We start from the raw sequence: 17,997 nt of genomic DNA, 5'->3' as shown, positions 1-17,997 counted from the left end.
CCAGCAGATCGAAAGTTGCGGCCGACGGAGGGGTGGATTCAAGAGTTGAAGGCAACGTCGCTCAGCGCGAGCGGGAATGGCCGGATCCGCTACTCAAGCGCGAACTGCGCTTGATCATTCGAACGCGAGAATGGTGGCACCCAGTGCCACCGTTTGGAAGGTGCACTCCCTCGCGGACCGCTCATCTGAGCGCACCCCCTATCAAGGGTGGCGAGAATCACGCCGTCACGCCGGGCTCCGTACCGCCATCCGGACCCGGTTCCGGACCCGAATTCGGACCGGAACCGGGTTCCGCGCCGGACCCCGCGCCGCACCCCGCACCGGACCCGGTTCGGTCTGGAAGGGGGCCTGGAACCGGACCCGGCAGGCGCCCGTCAGGCGCCCGGCGGACGTCCGACAGGCCCCCGGCGGGCGTCCATCAGGCGCCCGTCAGGCGTCTGGCAGTTGCCTGGCAGGCAGCTGCAAGCGCCTCAGCCGCCCGAAGTGTCCAGTTCCGCGTCGGCCGTCACGCCCGCGCAGTCGTACGGGTCGTCCAGCCAGCCGTCCGGCAGGACCACCCGGTTTCGGCCAGATGTGCGGCCACGCGGTCCGTCGGCGCCCACGGGCCAGGGCTGGTCGAGGTCCAGCTCGCTCATCAGAGCGTCCAGTTCGTCCAGCGACGAGGCGATTGCCAGCTTCTTGCGCAGCTCCGAGCCGATCGAAAAGCCCTTCGTGTACCAGGCGACGTGCTTGCGGAAGTCGATGACGCCGCGCGCCTCGTCCCCGAGCCACTCCCCCAGCAGCGTGGCGTGGCGCAGCATCACGGCCGCGACCTCCTTGAGGGTGGGCAGGGCGTACGTACCCGTCCCCTCGAAGGCCGCCACCAGATCGCCGAACAGCCACGGCCGCCCCAGGCAGCCGCGCCCCACGACCACGCCGTCGCAGCCGGTCTCGCGCACCATCCGCAGCGCGTCGTCCGCCGACCAGATGTCCCCGTTGCCGAGCACCGGGATCTCCGGGACGGCCTCCTTCAGGCGCGCGATGGCGTCCCAGTCGGCGGTGCCGCCGTAGTGCTGGGCCGCCGTACGGCCGTGCAGGGCGATGGCCGTGACGCCCTCCTCGACGGCGATCCGGCCCGCGTCGAGGTAGGTGATGTGGTCGTCGTCGATGCCCTTGCGCATCTTCATCGTCACGGGCAGCTCGCCCGCGTTGGAGACCGCCTCGCGCAGGATGGAGCGCAGCAGGTTGCGCTTGTACGGGAGGGCCGAGCCGCCGCCCTTGCGGGTCACCTTCGGCACCGGGCAGCCGAAGTTCAGGTCGATGTGGTCGGCCAGGTCCTCCTCGGCGATCATGCGGACGGCCTTGCCGACGGTGTCCGGGTCCACGCCGTACAGCTGGATCGAGCGCGGCTTCTCCGTCTCGTCGAAGTGGATCAGCTGCATGGTCTTCTCGTTGCGCTCGACCAGCGCCCGCGTCGTGATCATCTCGCTGACGAACAGGCCCTTGCCGCCGGAAAACTCCCGGCACAGCGTCCGGAAGGGGGCGTTGGTGATCCCGGCCATCGGCGCGAGGACCACGGGCGGCTGCACCGCGTGCGGGCCGATCTGCAGCTGAGTCATGGGGAGCGGGCTTCCTTCGGGTCGACGGGTGGAGGGGGCGACCTCCCATTGTCGCGCACCCGCGCGGGAGCCTTGTCGGGGCCGTTGTCGCACCCGGGCGGGGGCCTTGCCGGAAAAATTGCCGCACCCGGGCGGGAGCCTTCCCGAGCCCGTTGTCACGCACCAGAGCGGGAGTCTCCCGGGAGCGTTGTCACACCCGGGCGGGAGCCTTCCCACGGCCGCTGTCACCCCCGGACGAAAGCCTTCCCGCGGCCGCTGTCGCACCCTGGCGGGAGCCTTCCCGGAGCCGTTGTGGCACCCGCGGCCGCTGTCGCGCACCGCGCGGGCCTCGTCGGAGCCGTCCCCACCGCAGCCGCCATGCCCCCGCCCGACGCCCCCACCGAAACCGCTCTCGCACCCCCACTCGACGCCCCCACCAGGGCTGCTGTCGCCCCGACGCCCCCAGAGCCGCCCCCGCCCCCCCGCCCGGCGCCCTGGCCAAAGCCGCCCGCCCCCATTCGTTGTAGCGTTCACCTATGCCCCAGCTCAGCCACCGGCGCCGCCTGCTGGTCCTGGCCATCTGCTGTATGAGCCTGCTGATCGTCAGTCTCGACAACACCGTCCTGAACGTCGCGCTGCCCTCCATGCAGAAGGACCTGGACACCTCGCTGTCCGGGATGCAGTGGACGATCGACGCCTACACGCTGGTCCTCGCGTCGCTGCTGATGCTGGCCGGCTCCACCGCCGACCGGCTCGGCCGGCGCCGGGTCTTCCAGGCGGGCCTGGTGGTCTTCGCGCTCGGCTCGCTGCTGTGCAGCCTTGCGCCGAACCTGGAGTGCCTGGTCGCGTTCCGTATGGTGCAGGCCGTCGGCGGCTCGATGCTCAACCCCGTCGCGATGTCGATCATCACCAACACCTTCACCGACCCGAAGGAACGGGCCCGCGCGATCGGTGTGTGGGGCGGCGTGGTCGGCATCAGCATGGCGGCCGGGCCGATCGTCGGCGGGCTGCTGGTGCAGAGCGTCGACTGGCGGGCGATCTTCTGGATCAACGTGCCCATCGGGGCCCTCGCGCTGTTCCTGACCGTCCGGTACGTACCGGAGTCGCGCGCCCCGCACCCGCGCCGGGCCGATCCGGTCGGGCAGCTGCTGGTGATCGCGCTGCTCGGCACGCTGACGTACGCGATCATCGAGGCCCCGGCGGCCGGCTGGACCTCGCCGCTGATCCTGGGCTTCGCCGCGACCGCCGTCGCCGCGCTGGCAGGCCTGCTGTGGTACGAGCGGCGGCGCGTCGAGCCGCTGATCGACCTGCGGTTCTTCCGCAGCGCGCCGTTCAGCGGCGCCACGGTCGTGGCGGTCTGCGCGTTCGCCTCGCTCGGCGGCTTCCTGTTCGTCAACACGCTCTACCTCCAGGACGTCCGGGGCCTGTCAGCGCTGGACGCGGGGCTCTACATGCTGCCCATGGCGAGCATGACGCTGGTCTTCGCGCCGCTGTCCGGGCGGCTGGTAGGAGCGGTGGGCGCGCGGCTGCCGCTGCTGCTGGCCGGGCTGGCGATGGTGGCCAGCGGGGTGCTGTTCGCGGCGTTCGAGGCGGAGGCGAGCACGCCGCTGCTGTTCACCGGGTACGTGCTCTTCGGCATCGGGTTCGGGCTGGTCAACGCGCCCATCACCAACACTGCGGTCTCCGGGATGCCCCGTACGCAGGCCGGTGTGGCGGCGGCGATCGCGTCCACCAGCAGGCAGGTGGGGCAGTCGCTGGGCGTAGCGGTGATCGGGGCCGTACTGGCGAGCGGGACGCGGGCCGCCGCCACGGGCAGCCGTTTCGTCGAGGCGAGCCGCCCGGCATGGTGGATCATCGCGGGCTGCGGCGCGGCCGTACTGCTGCTGGGAGCGCTGACCACCGGCCGCTGGGCGCGCGAGACCGCGCGCCGCACCGCGGAACGGCTGGAGTCGGCGCAGGGCGAGCAGACCCCGCCACAGGGCCCCGGAAATCAGCCTTCGGCGCGGATCAAGGCCTGAAGCCGTTCGAGCCGCTCGCGCGATTCCTCGTCGTCGGGGGTGTAGGTGAGCATCTTGGGGCCGTGGTTGGGCCCGGTCCACAGGCCGGTCGAGGACAGGCGCAGCAGGCCGACCTCCTTGTGGCGGAAGATCTTGGAGTGGCTCACCGGCCGTACGACCTCCTGGCGCGCCCAGATCTCACGGAACTCCGGTGAGGCCGCCTCCAGCCGCGCCACCAGCGCCTTCCAGGCCGGTTCGGCGACGTGCCCGGCCATCGAGGCACGGAACTTGGCGGCCATCACGCACAGGGTCTTGTCCAGGTCCACCAGGCTCGCCCGCCAGTCGGCGTTGGTGAACGCCAGCCACAGGCAGTTGCGGTCCTCCTCCGGCAGCGCGTCCAGGTCGCACAGCAGCCGTCCGTAGGTGCTGTTGTACGCCAGGATGTCGAAGCGGCTGTTCTGGATGACGGCGGGGAACGGCGCGAGCTGGTCGAGCATCTGCCGCATCGCCTGCGGCACGCCCGTGCACTCCTTGCCGCGCACCGGGTCGGCCGCGCCGGCCAGCGCGAAGAGGTGGCCGCGCTCGGCCCGGTCCATCAGCAGCGCGCGGGCCACGGCGTCCAGCACCTGCGGCGATACGTGGATGTCCCGGGCCTGCTCCAGCCACGTGTACCAGGTGACGCCGACCGCGGACAGGTGGGCGACCTCCTCGCGGCGCAGGCCCGGCGTACGGCGCCGGGGGCCGCGCGGCAGGCCGACCTGCTCCGGGGTGATCCGCTCGCGGCGGCTGCGCAGGAAGGCGGCCAGCTCGCCGCGCCGGACGGCGCCCTCCGTGGGCGCCGTCCGCTGCGCTGTCTCCGGTTTCACCGGCTCCGACTTCACCGGTTCCGGCTTCACCCGTTCCAGCCGCGCGGTCCGCGAATTCACCGTCTCCGGCATCGTGGCGGTCATACTCCCAGGGTGCCGGAACGCCGATCGGGTTGCCAGGTAGTGCCAGTACCAGGATAAGGAGACTCTGGTACCCCCCTGAGGAGCGGACGATCGTCTTCTCCGTGAGCGATACCCAGGTACGAACCGTCCCCACGCGGACCACCGCGTCCGCCCCGCCCCGTCCCGCCACCCCCGCGCTGACCACGCTCGGGCTGATCACCGTGCTGCTCGGCGCCGCCCTGCCGATGATCGACTTCTTCATCGTCAACGTGGCGCTGCCGACCATCGACCGCGATCTGCGCGCGGGCCCGGCTCTGCTGGAGATGGTCGTCGCGGGGTACGGCGTGGCCTACGCGGTGCTCCTGGTCGTCGGCGGGCGGCTCGGCGACATGGTCGGACGCCGACGGCTGTACCTGTGGGGGCTGGCCGCCTTCGGGCTCACCTCGCTGGCCTGCGGGCTGGCGCCGGACGCCTGGACGCTGGTCGCGGCGCGCGTCGCCCAGGGCGCGGCGGCGGCGCTGCTGCTGCCGCAGGTGCTCGCCACCATCCAGTCCACCACCACCGGAGCGCGCCGCGCCAAGGCGGTCAGCCTGTACGGCGGTACGGCGGGCGTCGCCAGCGCTGTCGGCCAGGTGCTCGGCGGACTGCTGGTCGCCGCCGACCTCGCGGGGACCGGCTGGCGCGCGGTGTTCCTGGTGAACGTACCGGTCGCGGCGGTGGCCCTGCTGCTCGCGCTGCGCACCGTCCCGGAGACCCGCTCGCCGCACCCGACACGGGTCGACGGCCCCGGCACGGCCCTGCTGGCCGTCGCGCTGGTCAGCCTGCTGCTGCCGCTGACCGAGGGCCGCGCGGCGGGCTGGCCGCTGTGGTCCTGGCTGCTGCCGGTCGTCTTCCCGTTCGCCGCCGCGGCGTTCGTCGTCGTGGAACGGCGCGCCGAACGGGCCGGCCGCACTCCGCTCGTGCCGCCGTCCCTGCTGCGCCTGTCCTCCGTACGCAGCGGCCTGGCCGTGATCCTGCCGTTCTCGCTGGGCTTCGGCGGCTTCATGTTCGTGCTGGCCGTCGCCCTCCAGGACGGCCTGCGCTACGGGCCGCTGGCGGCCGGGCTCTCCCTCGCGCCGCTGTGCGTGGCCTTCTTCTTCGCCTCGCTGGCCGGGCCCCGGCTGGTGGCCCGCTTCGGGCGGCGGGTGGTCCTGGCCGGTTCCCTGATCCAGGGCGCCGGGCTGCTCGCGCTGGCGCTGATCTTCCGTACGCAGTGGCCGGACGTGTCCTCGGTGGCCCTGGCGGGCGCCATGGCGCTGCTCGGCGTGGGCCAGGGCCTGGTCCTGCCGATCCTGCTGCGGATCGTGCTCAGCGAACTGCCCGCCGCCCAGGCCGGGGTGGGCAGCGGCGCCATGGTCACCACGCAGCAGGCCGGCCTGGCCCTGGGCGTGGCGACGCTCGGCACGCTCTTCCTGGCGCTGCTGCCCTCGCTGGGCGTACGGGACGCGCTGATCATCGCGCTGCTCGCGCAGGTGGCGACGGTGGTGCTGAACGTGGCGCTCACGTTCCGGCTGCCGCGGACGGTGCGGTAGGGGGCGGTGCGGTAGGGAGCGGCGCGGTAGGGAGGTGCCGCGGCAGGACGGCGGTGCGGCAGGGAGACGGTGCGGGAGGGCGGACGGCAGGGCGGGGCCATGCCGGTCCGGAATGAAAGGCGAATGACAGATATTGAAATCTGTCAGCGGTCATGTCATGGTTGAAGTGTGCCGCCGCCCGCTGCGCCCACCGCGGCGCGCGGCGGCCCGCCACCCCTCCACCCCGACTGAGGAGCACCCCGTGCAGACCCGCACCCTCGGCACCACCGGCCCGCAGACCTCGGCCATCGGCCTCGGCTGCATGGGCATGTCCGCCCTGTACGGCGACCCCGGCGACCGCGGCGAGTCCATCGCCACCGTCCACGCGGCCCTCGAAGCCGGCGTCACCCTGCTGGACACCGGCGACTTCTACGGCATGGGCCACAACGAACTGCTGATCAACGAGGCGCTGCGCAGCGCGCCCGCTGCCCGCCGGGAGCAGGCGCTGACCAGCGTGAAGTTCGGTGCCCAGCGCACCGTCGAAGGCGACTTCATCGGGTTCGACGGCCGGCCGGCGGCGGTGAAGAGCTTCGCCGCGTACTCGCTCCAGCGGCTGGGCACCGACCACATCGACATCTACCGGCTCGCCCGCCTCGACCCGGACGTGCCGATCGAGGAGACGGTCGGCGCCATCGCCGAACTGGTCGAGGCCGGTCACGTACGGCACATCGGCCTGTCCGAAGTGGGCGCGGACACCCTGCGCCGGGCCGCCGCCGTCGCCCCGATCTCCGACCTCCAGATCGAGTACGCGCTCATCTCCCGCGGCATCGAGGAGAAGATCCTGCCGACCGCGCGCGAGCTGGGCATCGGCATCACGGCGTACGGAGTGCTCTCGCGCGGCCTGCTCAGCGGCCACTTCACGCGCGACCGCAAGCTGGACGCGGGCGACTTCCGCGCCGTGAGCCCGCGCTTCCAGGGCGAGAACCTGCACCGCAACCTCGAACTGACCGACGCGCTGCGCACGATCGCCGAGCAGAAGGGCGCCACGGTCGCGCAAACCGCCATCGCCTGGGTGCTCGCCCAGGGCGAGGACATCGTCCCGCTGGTCGGCGCCCGCCGCCGCGACCGGCTGGCCGAGGCACTGGGTGCCCTGGACGTCACGCTGACCGCCGACGACCTCGCGGCCATCGAGCGCGCCGTCCCGGCGGACGCCGTCGCAGGCGACCGCTATCCGGAAGAGCAGATGGCCCTCCTGGACAGCGAGCGCTGACCGCTTGCGGCGCGCGCGGGGACGTCCGGGTACGGTCCGTACCAGGACGCCCCCGCGCGGTGTCCCCGACCGGAAAGGCCGTACGCCCTCATGCCACCCGCCGAGACCCTGACCCCCGAACGCATCCTCGAAGCCACCGAGGACGTCCTGCGCCGCTACGGCCCGGCCAAGGCGACCGTCGTGGACGTGGCGCGCGCGCTGGGCGTCAGCCACGGCAGCGTCTACCGCCACTTCCGTACGAAGACGGCGCTGCGCGAGGCGGTCACGCAGCGCTGGCTGGACCGTACGAGCAAGCAGCTCCAGGCCATCGTCGCCGAGGACGGCCCGGCGCCGGAGCGGCTGCGCCGCTGGGTGCGCGCGCTGTTCACCGCGAAGCAGCACAAGGCGGGCGACGACCCCGAACTGTTCGCGACCTACATGACGCTGGTCGGCGAGAGCGGCGGCGTGGTGGAGCGCCATGTCGCCGACCTGACCGGCCAGTTGGCGGCGATCATCCTCGACGGCATCGAACAGGGCGCGTTCGCGCCGGGCGACTCGGCGGTGCGTGCGCGGGCCGTCTTCGACGCGACCGGCCGCTTCCACGACCCGTGCTACGCGGCGGAGTGGGCGAAGACGGGGATCGAGGAGGCGATGGAGGCGGTGGTGGAGTTGGTGTTGCGGGGCCTGGCGGTTTGACTGTTCGGCGGCGACTGTCAGTGGCGCCCACTACGCTGTGTGTCGGCTGGCTCACTTCGCGAGAAGGGCGCATCATGACAGAGATGCTCGAACGACCGACGATCATAGATGTCCCCCACGGCTCGGCAGGCTTCCAGGAGCTCTGCCGCACCGTCCTGAGCATGGACGTGCCCGACGGCTACCGGGCGGAAATCATCGGGGGAAAGATCGTCATGTCGCCGTGGTCGCTGCTCTGCTACACGCCCATCATGCAGTCGATCGAGATGCAGCTGAGGCCGCACGTTCCTGCGGCGCACCGCATCGCAATGGCCCCCAACCTGGTCGCTTTCCCCGAGCAGGAACGATGTTATGGGCCGGACCTGTACGCCGCCGCCGCGAGCGCGTTCAAGGGAAGGCGGCGGGGGCATTTCCTCGATCGCGAGGCGCTTTCGCTGGCCGTCGAACTGACCTCCCCCTCGACGCGTGACCAGGACTGGAAGGACAAGCTCCGGGTGTACGGGACATCCGGGGTGCCGGTGTATCTGCTGCTGGACATGCTGGACGAGATGGCCAGTGTGTTCTGGGAGCCGAGCGAGGAGGGTTACGTCAAACGCGACACCGTCGCGTTCGGCGAGACACTGCACATTCCCGCCCCCTTCGATTGTCAGCTCGATACGGCGGACTTCCTCGACGCCCTCCGCGACGACGAGGACGAGTAGGGACGCCGCCCCTCACACCCCCAAGAACCGCAACACCGCCAGCACCCGCCGATGATCCGCGTCCGCCTTCGGCAGATCCAGCTTCGCCAGGATGTTGTTGATGTGCTTCGCCACCGCGGACTCGCTCACCACCAGGGCCCCGGCGATGCCCGCGTTGGAACGGCCCTCGGCCATCAGCGCCAGGACCTCCCGTTCGCGTTCGGTCAGCCGCTCCAGCGGATCGCTCCGCCGCCGTACCAGCAGCTGGGCCACCACCTGCGGGTCCAGTGCCGTGCCACCGTCCGCGACCCGGCGCAGCGCCTCGATGAACTCCTCGACATCGGCGACGCGCTGCTTCAGCAGATAGCCGATACCGCTGGTGTTCGAGGCAAGGAGGTGGGCGGCGTACCGTTCCTCCACGTACTGGGACAGCATCAGTACGGCGGTGTCCGGCCACCGCTCCCGGATCTCCAGCGCCGCGCGCACCCCCTCGTCCGTGAAGCCGGGCGGCATCCGTACGTCCACCACCGCGAGGTCGGGACGGTGCTCCGCCATCGCCGTCAGCAGCGCCTGCGCGTCCCCCACCTCGGCGGCCACCTCGAACCCGGCCGTCTCCAGCACCTTCACCAGGCCGACCCGCAGCAGGACGGAGTCCTCGGCGATCACGGCGCGGCGTACGGCGGGTGTCAGGTCGTGCACGGCAACTCCACGGTCATGGTGGTCGGGCCCCCGACGGGGCTGCTCATCCGGAACGCCCCGTCCACGGAGCGCACGCGCTGGGCGAGCCCCTTCACACCGCTCCCCCCGGACGGATCGGCACCGCCCACTCCGTCGTCGGAGACGACCACCCGGAGTATCTCCCCCAGCCGGGTCACCGTCACCTCGGCCCGGGTCGCGTCCGCGTGCTTGGCCACGTTGTTGAGCGCTTCGGAGACGACGAAGTAGGCGACCGCCTCGACCGCCGGCGCGGCCCGCTCCGGCAGGTCCGTCCACAGGCGCACCGGCAGCGGCGCCCGTGCCGCGAGGCCCGACAGGGCGGCGTCCAGGCCGAGTTCGTCCAGCACGGCCGGGTGCAGCCCGCGCACCAGGCTGTTCAGCTCCTCGATGGCCTCCTTGGCATCCCGGTGCGCCTCGTCGATGACCTGCCGCGCCTCGGGCGGCAGGTCCTTGAGCGTGGCCTTGGCCAGGCCCAGGTTCAGCGCGAGCGCGACGAGCCGCTGCTGCGCGCCGTCGTGCAGATCGCGTTCGATGCGGCGGCGTTCGGCGTCGGCGGCGTCGACCGCGCCGGCCCGGCTCGTGGTCAGGTCCTCGACCCTCCGCTGGAGTTCCTCGGACCGGCTGACGTGCAGCACCGCCCGGCCGACGAGGTTCTCCAGCCGTACGAGGCCGCCGGCCAGGGCGGGTACGGCGGCCAGCACCAGCAGGCCGGCGGCCGTGGCGTACCCGGCCCGGGTCCAGGCCCCGAAATGATTCACCCGCCACTCCCACCCGAGCGCCTCGACCCACAGCAGGCTCGTCGCCGCCGTCAGGGCCGCCGCGAGCACCGCGAGCAGGAGCGCTTCTAGCAGCCCGAAGAGGGGCCCGATCAGACAGTTGTAGGCCCACTGCCGCTTGCTCTCACGAAAGCGCAACCTTGGCAGGTCCACCCCGCACAGCGCGCGGAAACGCCAGCGCTGGGCCTCGGTGAGGCCGTACGCGGCGATGACGAGCAGCGTCACCGGGATCGGCAGCCCGAGGGTCCCCCAGGTGGTTCCCGGCCCCAGGATGTCGGCGAGGTGCAGGCACGCCCAGCAGAACAGCAGGGGCGGGATGCCGTGCAGCGGCACCCCGGCGGCGAGGAAGAGCAGATCGCGGCGCACCCGTACGAGTGCACGGCGCAGCCGCGGTGGAAGGGTCATGATCCGTACGGTATGCGGCGGCCTGCCGGGCGGACCATGCAGCCAGTTTCCGCCCCGGGGGTGCAACCAGTGCCACCCCGGGTCGGACCCGGGTGTTACTGACCCCGGCCGTCCGCGCCGGAAGAGTGGATCACGAACCCGAAGGCCGGGTTCGTCACCACCCGGAAGAGGCCCGACCATGGCGCTCCTCGCCTTCAACTCCCCTTGTGGAACGCGTCCGTTCACCCTGGCGGCGAGCCGCCGTACGTGGGCCGGCCGGGTACTGACCGGCGCCGGGCTGGCCCTGCTGCCGTGGATGGGGTACCTCGCGGGGACGCTGCCGCCCGCTGAGGCGGCGGCCTGGGTGGCGCTGGACGCGGTCGAGGCGGCGTGCTTGCTGACCGTCGGCACTCGGCTGCTGGCGGGGCGGCCCGGCCACCGGGCCGCCGCGGCGGCAGCAGTGGTACTGCTTCTCGCCGACGCGTGCGTCGACGTGGCGACGGCCGGGCCGGGCGGCGAGCTGGCGGGCGCCCTGGCCATGGCGGTCGGCGCGGAGCTGCCGCTGGCGGCGCTCTGCGCGCTGCTCGCGGCGCGGGCGCGCCGATGAGACGGCGCGGGGCCCCGCGCGAGAGAAGCGGACCTCCGCGCGGGAAACACGGAACCCGCACGGAAAACGCGAGACCCCGCGCGGACGGACGAACGCCGGCCGGGCTGGAGGATTCCAGCCCGGCCGGCGTTCGAGGCCGTCGGTGCGGCGGCGCCCCGCGAAGGGTCAGCAGCCGAGCAGACGCCCGCCCAGGTACGACTGGATCTGGTCCAGCGACACCCGCTCCTGCTTCATCGTGTCGCGCTCGCGCACGGTGACCGCGTTGTCGTCCAGGGTGTCGAAGTCGACGGTGACGCAGAACGGCGTGCCGATCTCGTCCTGGCGGCGGTAGCGGCGGCCGATGGCGCCCGCGTCGTCGAAGTCGATGTTCCAGTTCTTGCGCAGGTCGGCCGCCAGGCCCTTGGCCTTCGGCGACAGCTGCGGGTTGCGGGACAGCGGCAGGACCGCGACCTTGACCGGCGCCAGGCGGTGGTCGAGGCGCAGCACCGTGCGCTTCTCCATCTTGCCCTTGGCGTTGGGCGCCTCGTCCTCGGTGTACGCGTCGAGCATGAAGGCGAGCATGGCGCGGCCGACACCGGCCGCCGGCTCGATGACGTACGGGGTGTAGCGCTCGCCGGCCTCCTGGTCGAAGTACGACAGGTCCTGGCCGGACGCCTTGGAGTGCGAGGACAGGTCGTAGTCCGTACGGTTGGCGACGCCCTCCAGCTCGCCCCACTCCGAGCCGCCGAACTGGAAGCGGTACTCGATGTCAGCGGTGCGCTTGGAGTAGTGCGAGAGCTTCTCGGCGGGGTGCTCGTACCAGCGGATGTTCTCCTCGCGGATGCCGAGGTCGCGGTACCAGTTCCACCGCTGCTCCATCCAGTACTCCTGCCACTGCTCGTCCTCGCCCGGCTTGACGAAGAACTCCATCTCCATCTGCTCGAACTCGCGGGTGCGGAAGATGAAGTTGCCGGGCGTGATCTCGTTGCGGAAGGACTTGCCCATCTGCGCGATGCCGAACGGCGGCTTCTTGCGGGAGGTCTGCTGGACCTGGGCGAAGTTGGTGAAGATGCCCTGGGCGGTCTCGGGGCGCAGGTAGGCGACCGAGCCGCTGTCCTGGGTCGGGCCGAGGTGGGTGGAGAGCAGGCCGGAGAACTGCTTCGGCTCGGTGAACTGGCCCTTGTTGCCGCAGTTCGGGCAGTTGACGTCGGCCAGGCCGTTCTCGGGGAGGCGGCCGTGCTTGGCCTCGTACGCCTCTTCCAGGTGGTCGGCGCGGAACCGCTTGTGGCACGCGGTGCACTCGGTCAGCGGGTCGGTGAAGGTGGCGACGTGGCCGGAGGCCACCCAGACCTCGGGGGCCAGGATCACCGACGAGTCGATACCGACCACGTCGTCGCGCGAGGTGACCATGGAACGCCACCACTGGCGCTTGATGTTCTCCTTGAGCTCGACGCCGAGCGGGCCGTAGTCCCAGGCGGCGCGCTGGCCGCCGTAGATCTCACTGCACGGGTATACAAAGCCACGGCGCTTGCTCAGGCTGACGATTGTGTCGATCTTGTCGGCGGCCACGGTGCTCTCTTCATTGCGACGACGAACGATTAATAGGAGCGGCGCCCTGCGTCTCCTTGTGGGGGTGGTCGGGAGACGGGCGGGCGAATAGCTCAGGGTACCGGCGCGCCTGCCCCCCGGATCAAATCGGTTCGCCGCCTGGCGACCCAGGGACCCTTTGTTGACAATCGTTTCCACTTTTGTTGAAAATGACTGTCATGAACGTACGACGTCACATACCCGCCGCCGTCATAGCCGGAGCTTCCGTGATCGGCATGCTCGCGCTCTCCGCCTGCTCCGACTCCGGCGGGGGCCGGGCCGACGGCAAGCTGAACGTGACGGCGTCGTTCTACCCGATGGAGTTCCTGGCCAAGGAGATCGGCAAGGACCACGTCAAGGTCACCGATCTGACCTCGCCCGGCACCGAGCCGCACGACCTGGAGCTCACCGCCCGGCAGACCGCCGACCTCGGCGAGTCGGACGCGATCGTCTACCTCAAGGGCATCCAGCCCGCCATCGACAAGGCCGTCCAGCAGTCCGGTGTGAAGCACATCGTCGACGCCGCGTCCCTGACCCGGCTGAAGAAGCACGGCTCCGAGGTGGACGGACACGACCACACCACCGGCGACAACGGCGCCGGGCACGAGGACCACGACGAGCACGGCCACGAGGGCCACGACCACGAGGCGGACGGCAACGACCCGCACATCTGGCTCGACCCGGTGAAGTTCTCCCAGGTCGCCAAGGGCGTCGGCAAGGCCTTCGCGGACGCGGACCCCGCCCACCAGGCCGACTACGCCCGCAACACCGACGACCTGGTCAAGAAGCTCGGCGACCTGAACAAGAAGTTCGAGGACGGGCTGAAGAACAAGAAGTCGGACACCTTCATCACCACCCACGCCGCCTTCGGCTACCTCGCCGAGCGCTACGGCCTCACCGAGGAGTCCATCAGCGGCATCGACCCCGAGTCGGGCGACGTCAGCGGCAGCCGCATGAAGGAGCTGCAGAAGCTGGCCAGGGACCACCACGTCGACACGGTCTTCTCCGAGACGCTGGCCAGCCCGGCGATGGCCAAGACCCTCGCCAAGGACCTCGGCGTCAAGACCGCCGTGCTCGACCCCATCGAGGGGATCACCGACAAGTCCGCGGGCCGGGACTACGTCCAGGTCATGGAGTCCAACCTCGCCGCCCTCCAGAAGGCGCTCGGCGCCAAGTGACCGGGCGGGCGGCACAGCGGGGCGGACGGCCGGGCACCCGGCGGGACAGGTACGTACGGCACGACGGGAGGTTGCGGCCATGAAGGACCAGGAAACGGTCATATCGCTGCGCGGGGCGGGTGCGGCGCTCGGCGCGCGCCCCGTCCTGCGCGGCGTCGACCTGACCGTACGGCGGGGCGAGGTGGTGGCCCTGCTCGGGGCCAACGGCTCCGGGAAGTCCACCGCCGTACGCGCCGTGGTCGGGCAGGTGCCCCTGACCAGCGGCGAGCTGGAGCTGTTCGGCACCCCGCAGCGCCGGTTCAAGGACTGGGCGCGCATCGGGTACGTGCCCCAGCGCACCACCGCGGCGAGCGGCGTGCCCGCCACCGTCCGCGAGATCGTCGCGTCCGGCCGGCTCGCCCGTACGAAGCTGAGGTGGCCCTCCCGCGCCGACCGGGACGCCGTCCACCGGGCGCTGGACCTGGTGGGCATGGCGGACCGCGCCAAGGACTCCGCCGAGGCGCTCTCCGGTGGCCAGCACCAGCGGGTGCTGATCGCCCGCGCGCTGGTCGGCGCGCCGGAGCTGCTGATCATGGACGAGCCGATGGCCGGGGTGGACCTGGCCAGCCAGGAGGTGCTGGCCGAGACGCTGCGGGGGCAGGTCGAGGCGGGCGCCACCGTCCTGCTCGTGCTGCACGAGCTGGGCCCGCTGGAGCCGCTGATCGACCGCGCCGTGGTGCTGCGCGACGGCTGTGTGGTGCACGACGGGCCTCCCCCGGAGGCCGTCGGCCAGCACGCCCTGCCCGGCCACGACCACGTCCACCCGCACGCGGACCCGGCCGCCGAGCCGGTCCGCACCGGGCTGCTGACCTGAGACGGACTGACCTGACATGGACCTCCTGAACTACGCCTTCATGCAGCGGGCGCTGCTCGCCGCCCTCCTGGTCGGCGTCACCGCGCCGGCCGTCGGCATCTACCTCGTCCAGCGCCGCCAGGCGATCATGGGCGACGGCATCGGGCACGTCGCGCTGACCGGTGTCGCGCTGGGCTTCCTGCTGCGCACCTCGCCCGTGTGGATGGCCGTCCTGGTCGCCGCGCTCGGCGCGATCGTCATGGAGCTGGTGCGCGCCAAGGGCCGTACCCGCGGCGACATCGCGCTGGCGATGCTCTTCTACGGCGGCATGGCCGGCGGCGTGCTGATCATCAACCTGGCGCCCGGCGGCTCCACCGCCAACCTGACCAGCTACCTCTTCGGCTCGATCACCAGCGTCTCCGCCGAGGACGTGACGGTCACCTGTGTGCTGGCCGCCTTCGTGATGGCGGTCACGCTCGGCCTGCGCCGGCAGCTGTTCGCCGTCTGCCAGGACGAGGAGTTCGCGCGGGTGATGGGCCTGCCGGTGCGGTGGCTGAACCTGCTGCTCGCGGTCACCGCCGCGCTCACCGTCACCGTCGCGATGCGCGCCGTCGGACTGCTGCTGGTCAGCGCGCTGCTGGTGGTGCCGGTGGCCGCCGCGCAGCAGGCCACCCGCGGCTTCGCGATGACCCTCGCGCTGTCCGTCGCCATCGGGGTCGTCGTCACCCTCTCCGGTACGGTCTTCTCCTTCTACGTGGACGTGCCGCCCGGCGCGAGCATCGTGCTGCTGGCCATCACGGTCTTCGCCCTGATGGCGGCGCTGGCCGCACCGCTGGCCGGAAAGCGCGCGAGGGCCGCGGCGGAGGCCGCGAAGCAGTGTGGTCTGGACGTGCCCGGCAGCCGCTCCCCCGGCGACGATGTCAGCGTGCAGGGGGCCAAGGGGTAGGGATATGCGTAAGCGTTGCACCCGGGCTCCGGTCATCACCTGGCACAATGGCCGGACTGATGTGCAGGGGGACGTCCCGAGACCTAGGGAGGCAACGGTGGCGAGCGCTGGATCTCCGGTGCGTGGCCGGGCGACGCGGCAGCGGGCCGCCGTGGCGGCGGCACTGGACGAGGTGGACGAGTTCCGCAGCGCGCAGGAACTGCACGACATGCTCAAGCACCGGGGGGACTCGGTCGGGCTGACGACGGTCTACCGGACGCTGCAGTCCCTCGCCGACGCCGGTGAGGTCGACGTGCTGCGGACCAACGACGGCGAGGCCGTCTACCGCCGGTGCAGCACCGACGACCATCACCACCACCTGGTCTGCCGCACCTGCGGCAAGGCCGTCGAGGTGGAGGGCCCGGCCGTGGAGAAGTGGGCGGACCAGATCGCCGCCGAGCACGGCTTCCAGGACGTCGGGCACACCATCGAGATCTTCGGTACGTGCGGTGAGTGCTCGGCCAAGGCGGCCGCAGGCTCCGCCTGACGCGGCGTACGACGCACGAACGCGGCCGGACCCCTGCCCAGGGGTCCGGCCGCGTTCGTGTGCGGGCCCGGCGCCGCTACTTCTTCGCGGGCTCCGCCTCCGGCGCCGCGCCGAAGCGGCGGTCCCGCTTGGCGTATTCGAGGCAAGCGTCCCACAGGTTCCGCCGGTCGAAATCCGGCCAGAGAATGTCCTGGAACACCATCTCCGCGTAGGCGCTCTGCCAGATCAGGTAGTTGGACGTGCGCTGCTCGCCGGAGGGTCGTACGAACAGGTCCACGTCCGGCATGTCCGGGTAGTACATGTACTTGGCCACGGTCTTCTCGTTGACCTTGTTCGGGTCCAGCTTCCCGGCCCGCACGTCGGCGGCGATGGCCGCCGCCGCGTCCGCGATCTCCGCCCGGCCGCCGTAGTTGACGCAGAAGTACAGCGTCATGGCGTCGTTGTCCTTGGTCTGCTCCTGGGCCACCTGGAGCTCCTGCACCACGGACTTCCACAGCTTCGGCATCCGGCCGACCCAGCGGATACGGATGCCCAGCGCGTCCATCTCGTCCCGGCGGCGGCGGATGACGTCGCGGTTGAAGTTCATCAGGAAGCGCACCTCCTCGGGCGAGCGCTTCCAGTTCTCCGTGGAGAAGGCGTACAGCGACAGGTTCTTGACGCCCATCTCGATGCAGCCCTTGAGCACGTCGAGGACGACGCCCTCGCCGACCTTGTGGCCCTCGGTGCGGGGCAGCCCGCGCTCCTTGGCCCAGCGGCCGTTGCCGTCCATGACGATCGCCACGTGGTTCGGGACCAGTTCGCCGGGGATCTTCGGCGGACGCGCACCGGAGGGGTGCGGCTCGGGCGTCTCGTACTCGCGTCGGCCACGCCCCAGAATTCCGCGTCGTGCCATCCCGTCCACATCTCCTATGCCGTAGTGCGTGCTGCGTGGTGCGTCCGGTTCCGGGCCGCCGCCCGCCCTCCGCACCGGTACTCGCCTTGGAGCTGCTGAGCCTATCTACTTCTCCACGTACCGCAGCGAGCGCAGTCCGCGCTCCAAGTGCCACTGCAGATACGCCGCGACGAGCCCGCTGCCCTCCCGTACGTGCCGGGGCTCGCACGCGTCCGCCGTCGCCCAGTCGCCGGTCAGCAGCGCCGCGAGCAGCGCGATGGCCTCCGAGGAGGGTACGACGCTGCCCGGCACCCGGCAGTCGCCGCACACCACACCGCCCGAGCCCACCGAGAAGAACCGGTTCGGGCCGGGCAGGCCGCACTTGGCGCAGCCGTCGAAGCTGGGGGCGTAGCCGTTGACCGCGAGGGAGCGCAGCAGGAACGCGTCCAGCACCAGGTGCGGCGCGTGCTCGCCGCGCGCGAGCGTGCGCAGGCCGCCGACCAGCAGCAGATACTGCTGCACGGCCGGCTCGCCCTCGTGGTCGGTGAAGCGCTCGGCGGTCTCCAGCATGGCCGTGCCCGCGGTGTAGCGGGCGTAGTCCGTGACGATGCCGCCGCCGTAGGCCGCGATGGTCTCGCTCTGGGTGCACATCGGCAGGCCGCGCCCGACCAGCTCGCTGCCGCGGGCGTAGAACTGCACGTCGACGTGGGAGAACGGCTCCAGCCGCGCGCCGAACTTGGACTTCGTACGGCGCACGCCCCGCGCCACGGCCCGTACCCGGCCGTGCCCGCGGGTGAGGAACGTGATGATCCGGTCCGCCTCGCCCAGCTTCTGGGTACGCAGCACAATGCCGTCATCGCGGAACAGACTCATGCGGTCCATTCTCGCGCACGCGGCGGGAGGGGCCGCACCGGCGGCT

17 protein-coding genes are annotated in these 17,997 nt (G+C 71.6%); 10 read left to right on the top strand and 7 right to left on the bottom strand.

The genetic code is table 11. The features are described 5' to 3' along the window. Positions 1 to 470 precede the first annotated feature (470 nt). Positions 471 to 1,598, bottom strand: a complete 1,128-nt coding sequence (gene dusB, locus CP973_RS08570) for a tRNA dihydrouridine synthase DusB (protein ID WP_150238997.1) — start codon at positions 1,596 to 1,598, stop codon at positions 471 to 473. 515 nt (positions 1,599 to 2,113) lie between these two features. On the opposite strand from dusB, the gene CP973_RS08565 reads away from it, so the two are divergent. Next, on the top strand, positions 2,114 to 3,595 hold the full coding sequence (locus tag CP973_RS08565; protein ID WP_150238995.1) for an MFS transporter: 1,482 nt from the start codon (positions 2,114 to 2,116) through the stop codon (positions 3,593 to 3,595). On the opposite strand, the gene CP973_RS08560 is transcribed toward CP973_RS08565, so the two are convergent. Then, positions 3,568 to 4,524 carry a helix-turn-helix transcriptional regulator gene (locus tag CP973_RS08560; protein ID WP_244409332.1) on the bottom strand — a complete coding sequence of 319 codons (957 nt, stop codon included), beginning with the start codon at positions 4,522 to 4,524 and terminating at the stop codon, positions 3,568 to 3,570. The two genes, CP973_RS08565 and CP973_RS08560, sit on opposite strands and share 28 nt — an antisense overlap. A gap of 101 nt (positions 4,525 to 4,625) precedes the next feature. On the opposite strand from CP973_RS08560, the gene CP973_RS08555 reads away from it, so the two are divergent. From CP973_RS08555 to CP973_RS08540, 4 genes are all read left to right on the top strand, one after another. After that, complete coding sequence (locus CP973_RS08555) at positions 4,626 to 6,074, top strand: MFS transporter (RefSeq protein ID WP_150238994.1); 1,449 nt, start codon at positions 4,626 to 4,628, stop codon at positions 6,072 to 6,074. Between the two features lie 241 nt (positions 6,075 to 6,315). Beyond that, positions 6,316 to 7,323 (top strand): aldo/keto reductase, encoded by a 1,008-nt coding sequence (locus tag CP973_RS08550; RefSeq protein WP_150238992.1) that lies wholly within the window; start codon positions 6,316 to 6,318, stop codon positions 7,321 to 7,323. 90 nt (positions 7,324 to 7,413) lie between these two features. Then, a complete protein-coding gene (locus CP973_RS08545) occupies positions 7,414 to 7,998 on the top strand; it encodes a TetR/AcrR family transcriptional regulator (RefSeq protein WP_150238990.1) in 585 nt (194 codons plus the stop codon). A gap of 74 nt (positions 7,999 to 8,072) precedes the next feature. Then, a complete protein-coding gene (locus CP973_RS08540; RefSeq protein ID WP_150238988.1) occupies positions 8,073 to 8,696 on the top strand; it encodes a Uma2 family endonuclease in 624 nt (207 codons plus the stop codon). Between the two features lie 12 nt (positions 8,697 to 8,708). Here the strand turns inward: CP973_RS08540 and CP973_RS08535 are convergent, their stop codons facing one another. Together CP973_RS08535 and CP973_RS08530 are read right to left on the bottom strand one after the other, a co-directional pair. Beyond that, the gene (locus CP973_RS08535; RefSeq protein ID WP_150243300.1) at positions 8,709 to 9,341 is read right to left on the bottom strand and encodes a response regulator; all 633 of its coding nucleotides are present in this window, start codon (positions 9,339 to 9,341) and stop codon (positions 8,709 to 8,711) included. A 20-nt stretch (positions 9,342 to 9,361) separates the two neighbouring features. Next, positions 9,362 to 10,573, bottom strand: a complete 1,212-nt coding sequence (locus CP973_RS08530) for a sensor histidine kinase (RefSeq protein ID WP_150238985.1) — start codon at positions 10,571 to 10,573, stop codon at positions 9,362 to 9,364. A gap of 178 nt (positions 10,574 to 10,751) precedes the next feature. Between CP973_RS08530 and CP973_RS08525 the strand changes: the two genes are divergently transcribed. Continuing rightward, complete coding sequence (locus tag CP973_RS08525) at positions 10,752 to 11,159, top strand: hypothetical protein (RefSeq protein WP_150238983.1); 408 nt, start codon at positions 10,752 to 10,754, stop codon at positions 11,157 to 11,159. 165 nt (positions 11,160 to 11,324) lie between these two features. On the opposite strand, the gene CP973_RS08520 is transcribed toward CP973_RS08525, so the two are convergent. Beyond that, complete coding sequence (locus CP973_RS08520) at positions 11,325 to 12,707, bottom strand: glycine--tRNA ligase (protein WP_150238981.1); 1,383 nt, start codon at positions 12,705 to 12,707, stop codon at positions 11,325 to 11,327. 197 nt (positions 12,708 to 12,904) lie between these two features. Here CP973_RS08520 and CP973_RS08515 point away from each other — a divergent pair, with 197 nt between their 5' ends. From CP973_RS08515 to CP973_RS08500, 4 genes are all read left to right on the top strand, one after another. Next, entirely contained in the window at positions 12,905 to 13,903 is a 999-nt protein-coding gene (locus tag CP973_RS08515) for a metal ABC transporter substrate-binding protein (protein WP_150238979.1), read from the top strand. A gap of 79 nt (positions 13,904 to 13,982) precedes the next feature. Next, entirely contained in the window at positions 13,983 to 14,756 is a 774-nt protein-coding gene (locus tag CP973_RS08510) for a metal ABC transporter ATP-binding protein (protein ID WP_150238977.1), read from the top strand. Between the two features lie 16 nt (positions 14,757 to 14,772). After that, a complete protein-coding gene (locus CP973_RS08505; RefSeq protein ID WP_150238975.1) occupies positions 14,773 to 15,681 on the top strand; it encodes a metal ABC transporter permease in 909 nt (302 codons plus the stop codon). Between the two features lie 97 nt (positions 15,682 to 15,778). Further along, positions 15,779 to 16,207: a Fur family transcriptional regulator gene (locus CP973_RS08500; RefSeq protein ID WP_150238973.1), complete on the top strand. Its 429-nt coding sequence runs from the start codon at positions 15,779 to 15,781 to the stop codon at positions 16,205 to 16,207. Positions 16,208 to 16,283: 76 nt separating this feature from the next. On the opposite strand, the gene CP973_RS08495 is transcribed toward CP973_RS08500, so the two are convergent. Both CP973_RS08495 and recO read right to left on the bottom strand, forming a co-directional pair. Continuing rightward, the gene (locus tag CP973_RS08495; RefSeq protein WP_053695474.1) at positions 16,284 to 17,099 is read right to left on the bottom strand and encodes an isoprenyl transferase; all 816 of its coding nucleotides are present in this window, start codon (positions 17,097 to 17,099) and stop codon (positions 16,284 to 16,286) included. A gap of 105 nt (positions 17,100 to 17,204) precedes the next feature. Next, complete coding sequence (gene recO / locus CP973_RS08490; protein WP_150238971.1) at positions 17,205 to 17,951, bottom strand: DNA repair protein RecO; 747 nt, start codon at positions 17,949 to 17,951, stop codon at positions 17,205 to 17,207. Positions 17,952 to 17,997 lie beyond the last annotated feature (46 nt).

The organism is Streptomyces albofaciens JCM 4342 (assembly GCF_008634025.1).
Classification (GTDB): domain Bacteria; phylum Actinomycetota; class Actinomycetes; order Streptomycetales; family Streptomycetaceae; genus Streptomyces; species Streptomyces albofaciens.
Note: the sequence above shows the minus strand (reverse complement) of the source record. Positions and strands in the feature narration are given on the sequence as shown.

Bases quoted from the DNA above. Each gene is read 5' to 3' on its own strand.
- dusB (WP_150238997.1), bottom strand. From the start codon at position 1,598: ATGACTCAGCTGCAGATCGGCCCGCACGCGGTGCAGCCGCCCGTGGTC.
- CP973_RS08515 (WP_150238979.1), top strand. From the start codon at position 12,905: ATGAACGTACGACGTCACATACCCGCCGCCGTCATAGCCGGAGCTTCC.
- CP973_RS08530 (WP_150238985.1), bottom strand. From the start codon at position 10,573: ATGACCCTTCCACCGCGGCTGCGCCGTGCACTCGTACGGGTGCGCCGC.
- CP973_RS08505 (WP_150238975.1), top strand. From the start codon at position 14,773: ATGGACCTCCTGAACTACGCCTTCATGCAGCGGGCGCTGCTCGCCGCC.
- CP973_RS08510 (WP_150238977.1), top strand. From the start codon at position 13,983: ATGAAGGACCAGGAAACGGTCATATCGCTGCGCGGGGCGGGTGCGGCG.
- CP973_RS08565 (WP_150238995.1), top strand. From the start codon at position 2,114: ATGCCCCAGCTCAGCCACCGGCGCCGCCTGCTGGTCCTGGCCATCTGC.
- CP973_RS08495 (WP_053695474.1), bottom strand. From the start codon at position 17,099: ATGGCACGACGCGGAATTCTGGGGCGTGGCCGACGCGAGTACGAGACG.
- CP973_RS08545 (WP_150238990.1), top strand. From the start codon at position 7,414: ATGCCACCCGCCGAGACCCTGACCCCCGAACGCATCCTCGAAGCCACC.
- CP973_RS08525 (WP_150238983.1), top strand. From the start codon at position 10,752: ATGGCGCTCCTCGCCTTCAACTCCCCTTGTGGAACGCGTCCGTTCACC.
- recO (WP_150238971.1), bottom strand. From the start codon at position 17,951: ATGAGTCTGTTCCGCGATGACGGCATTGTGCTGCGTACCCAGAAGCTG.
- CP973_RS08560 (WP_244409332.1), bottom strand. From the start codon at position 4,524: ATGACCGCCACGATGCCGGAGACGGTGAATTCGCGGACCGCGCGGCTG.
- CP973_RS08540 (WP_150238988.1), top strand. From the start codon at position 8,073: ATGACAGAGATGCTCGAACGACCGACGATCATAGATGTCCCCCACGGC.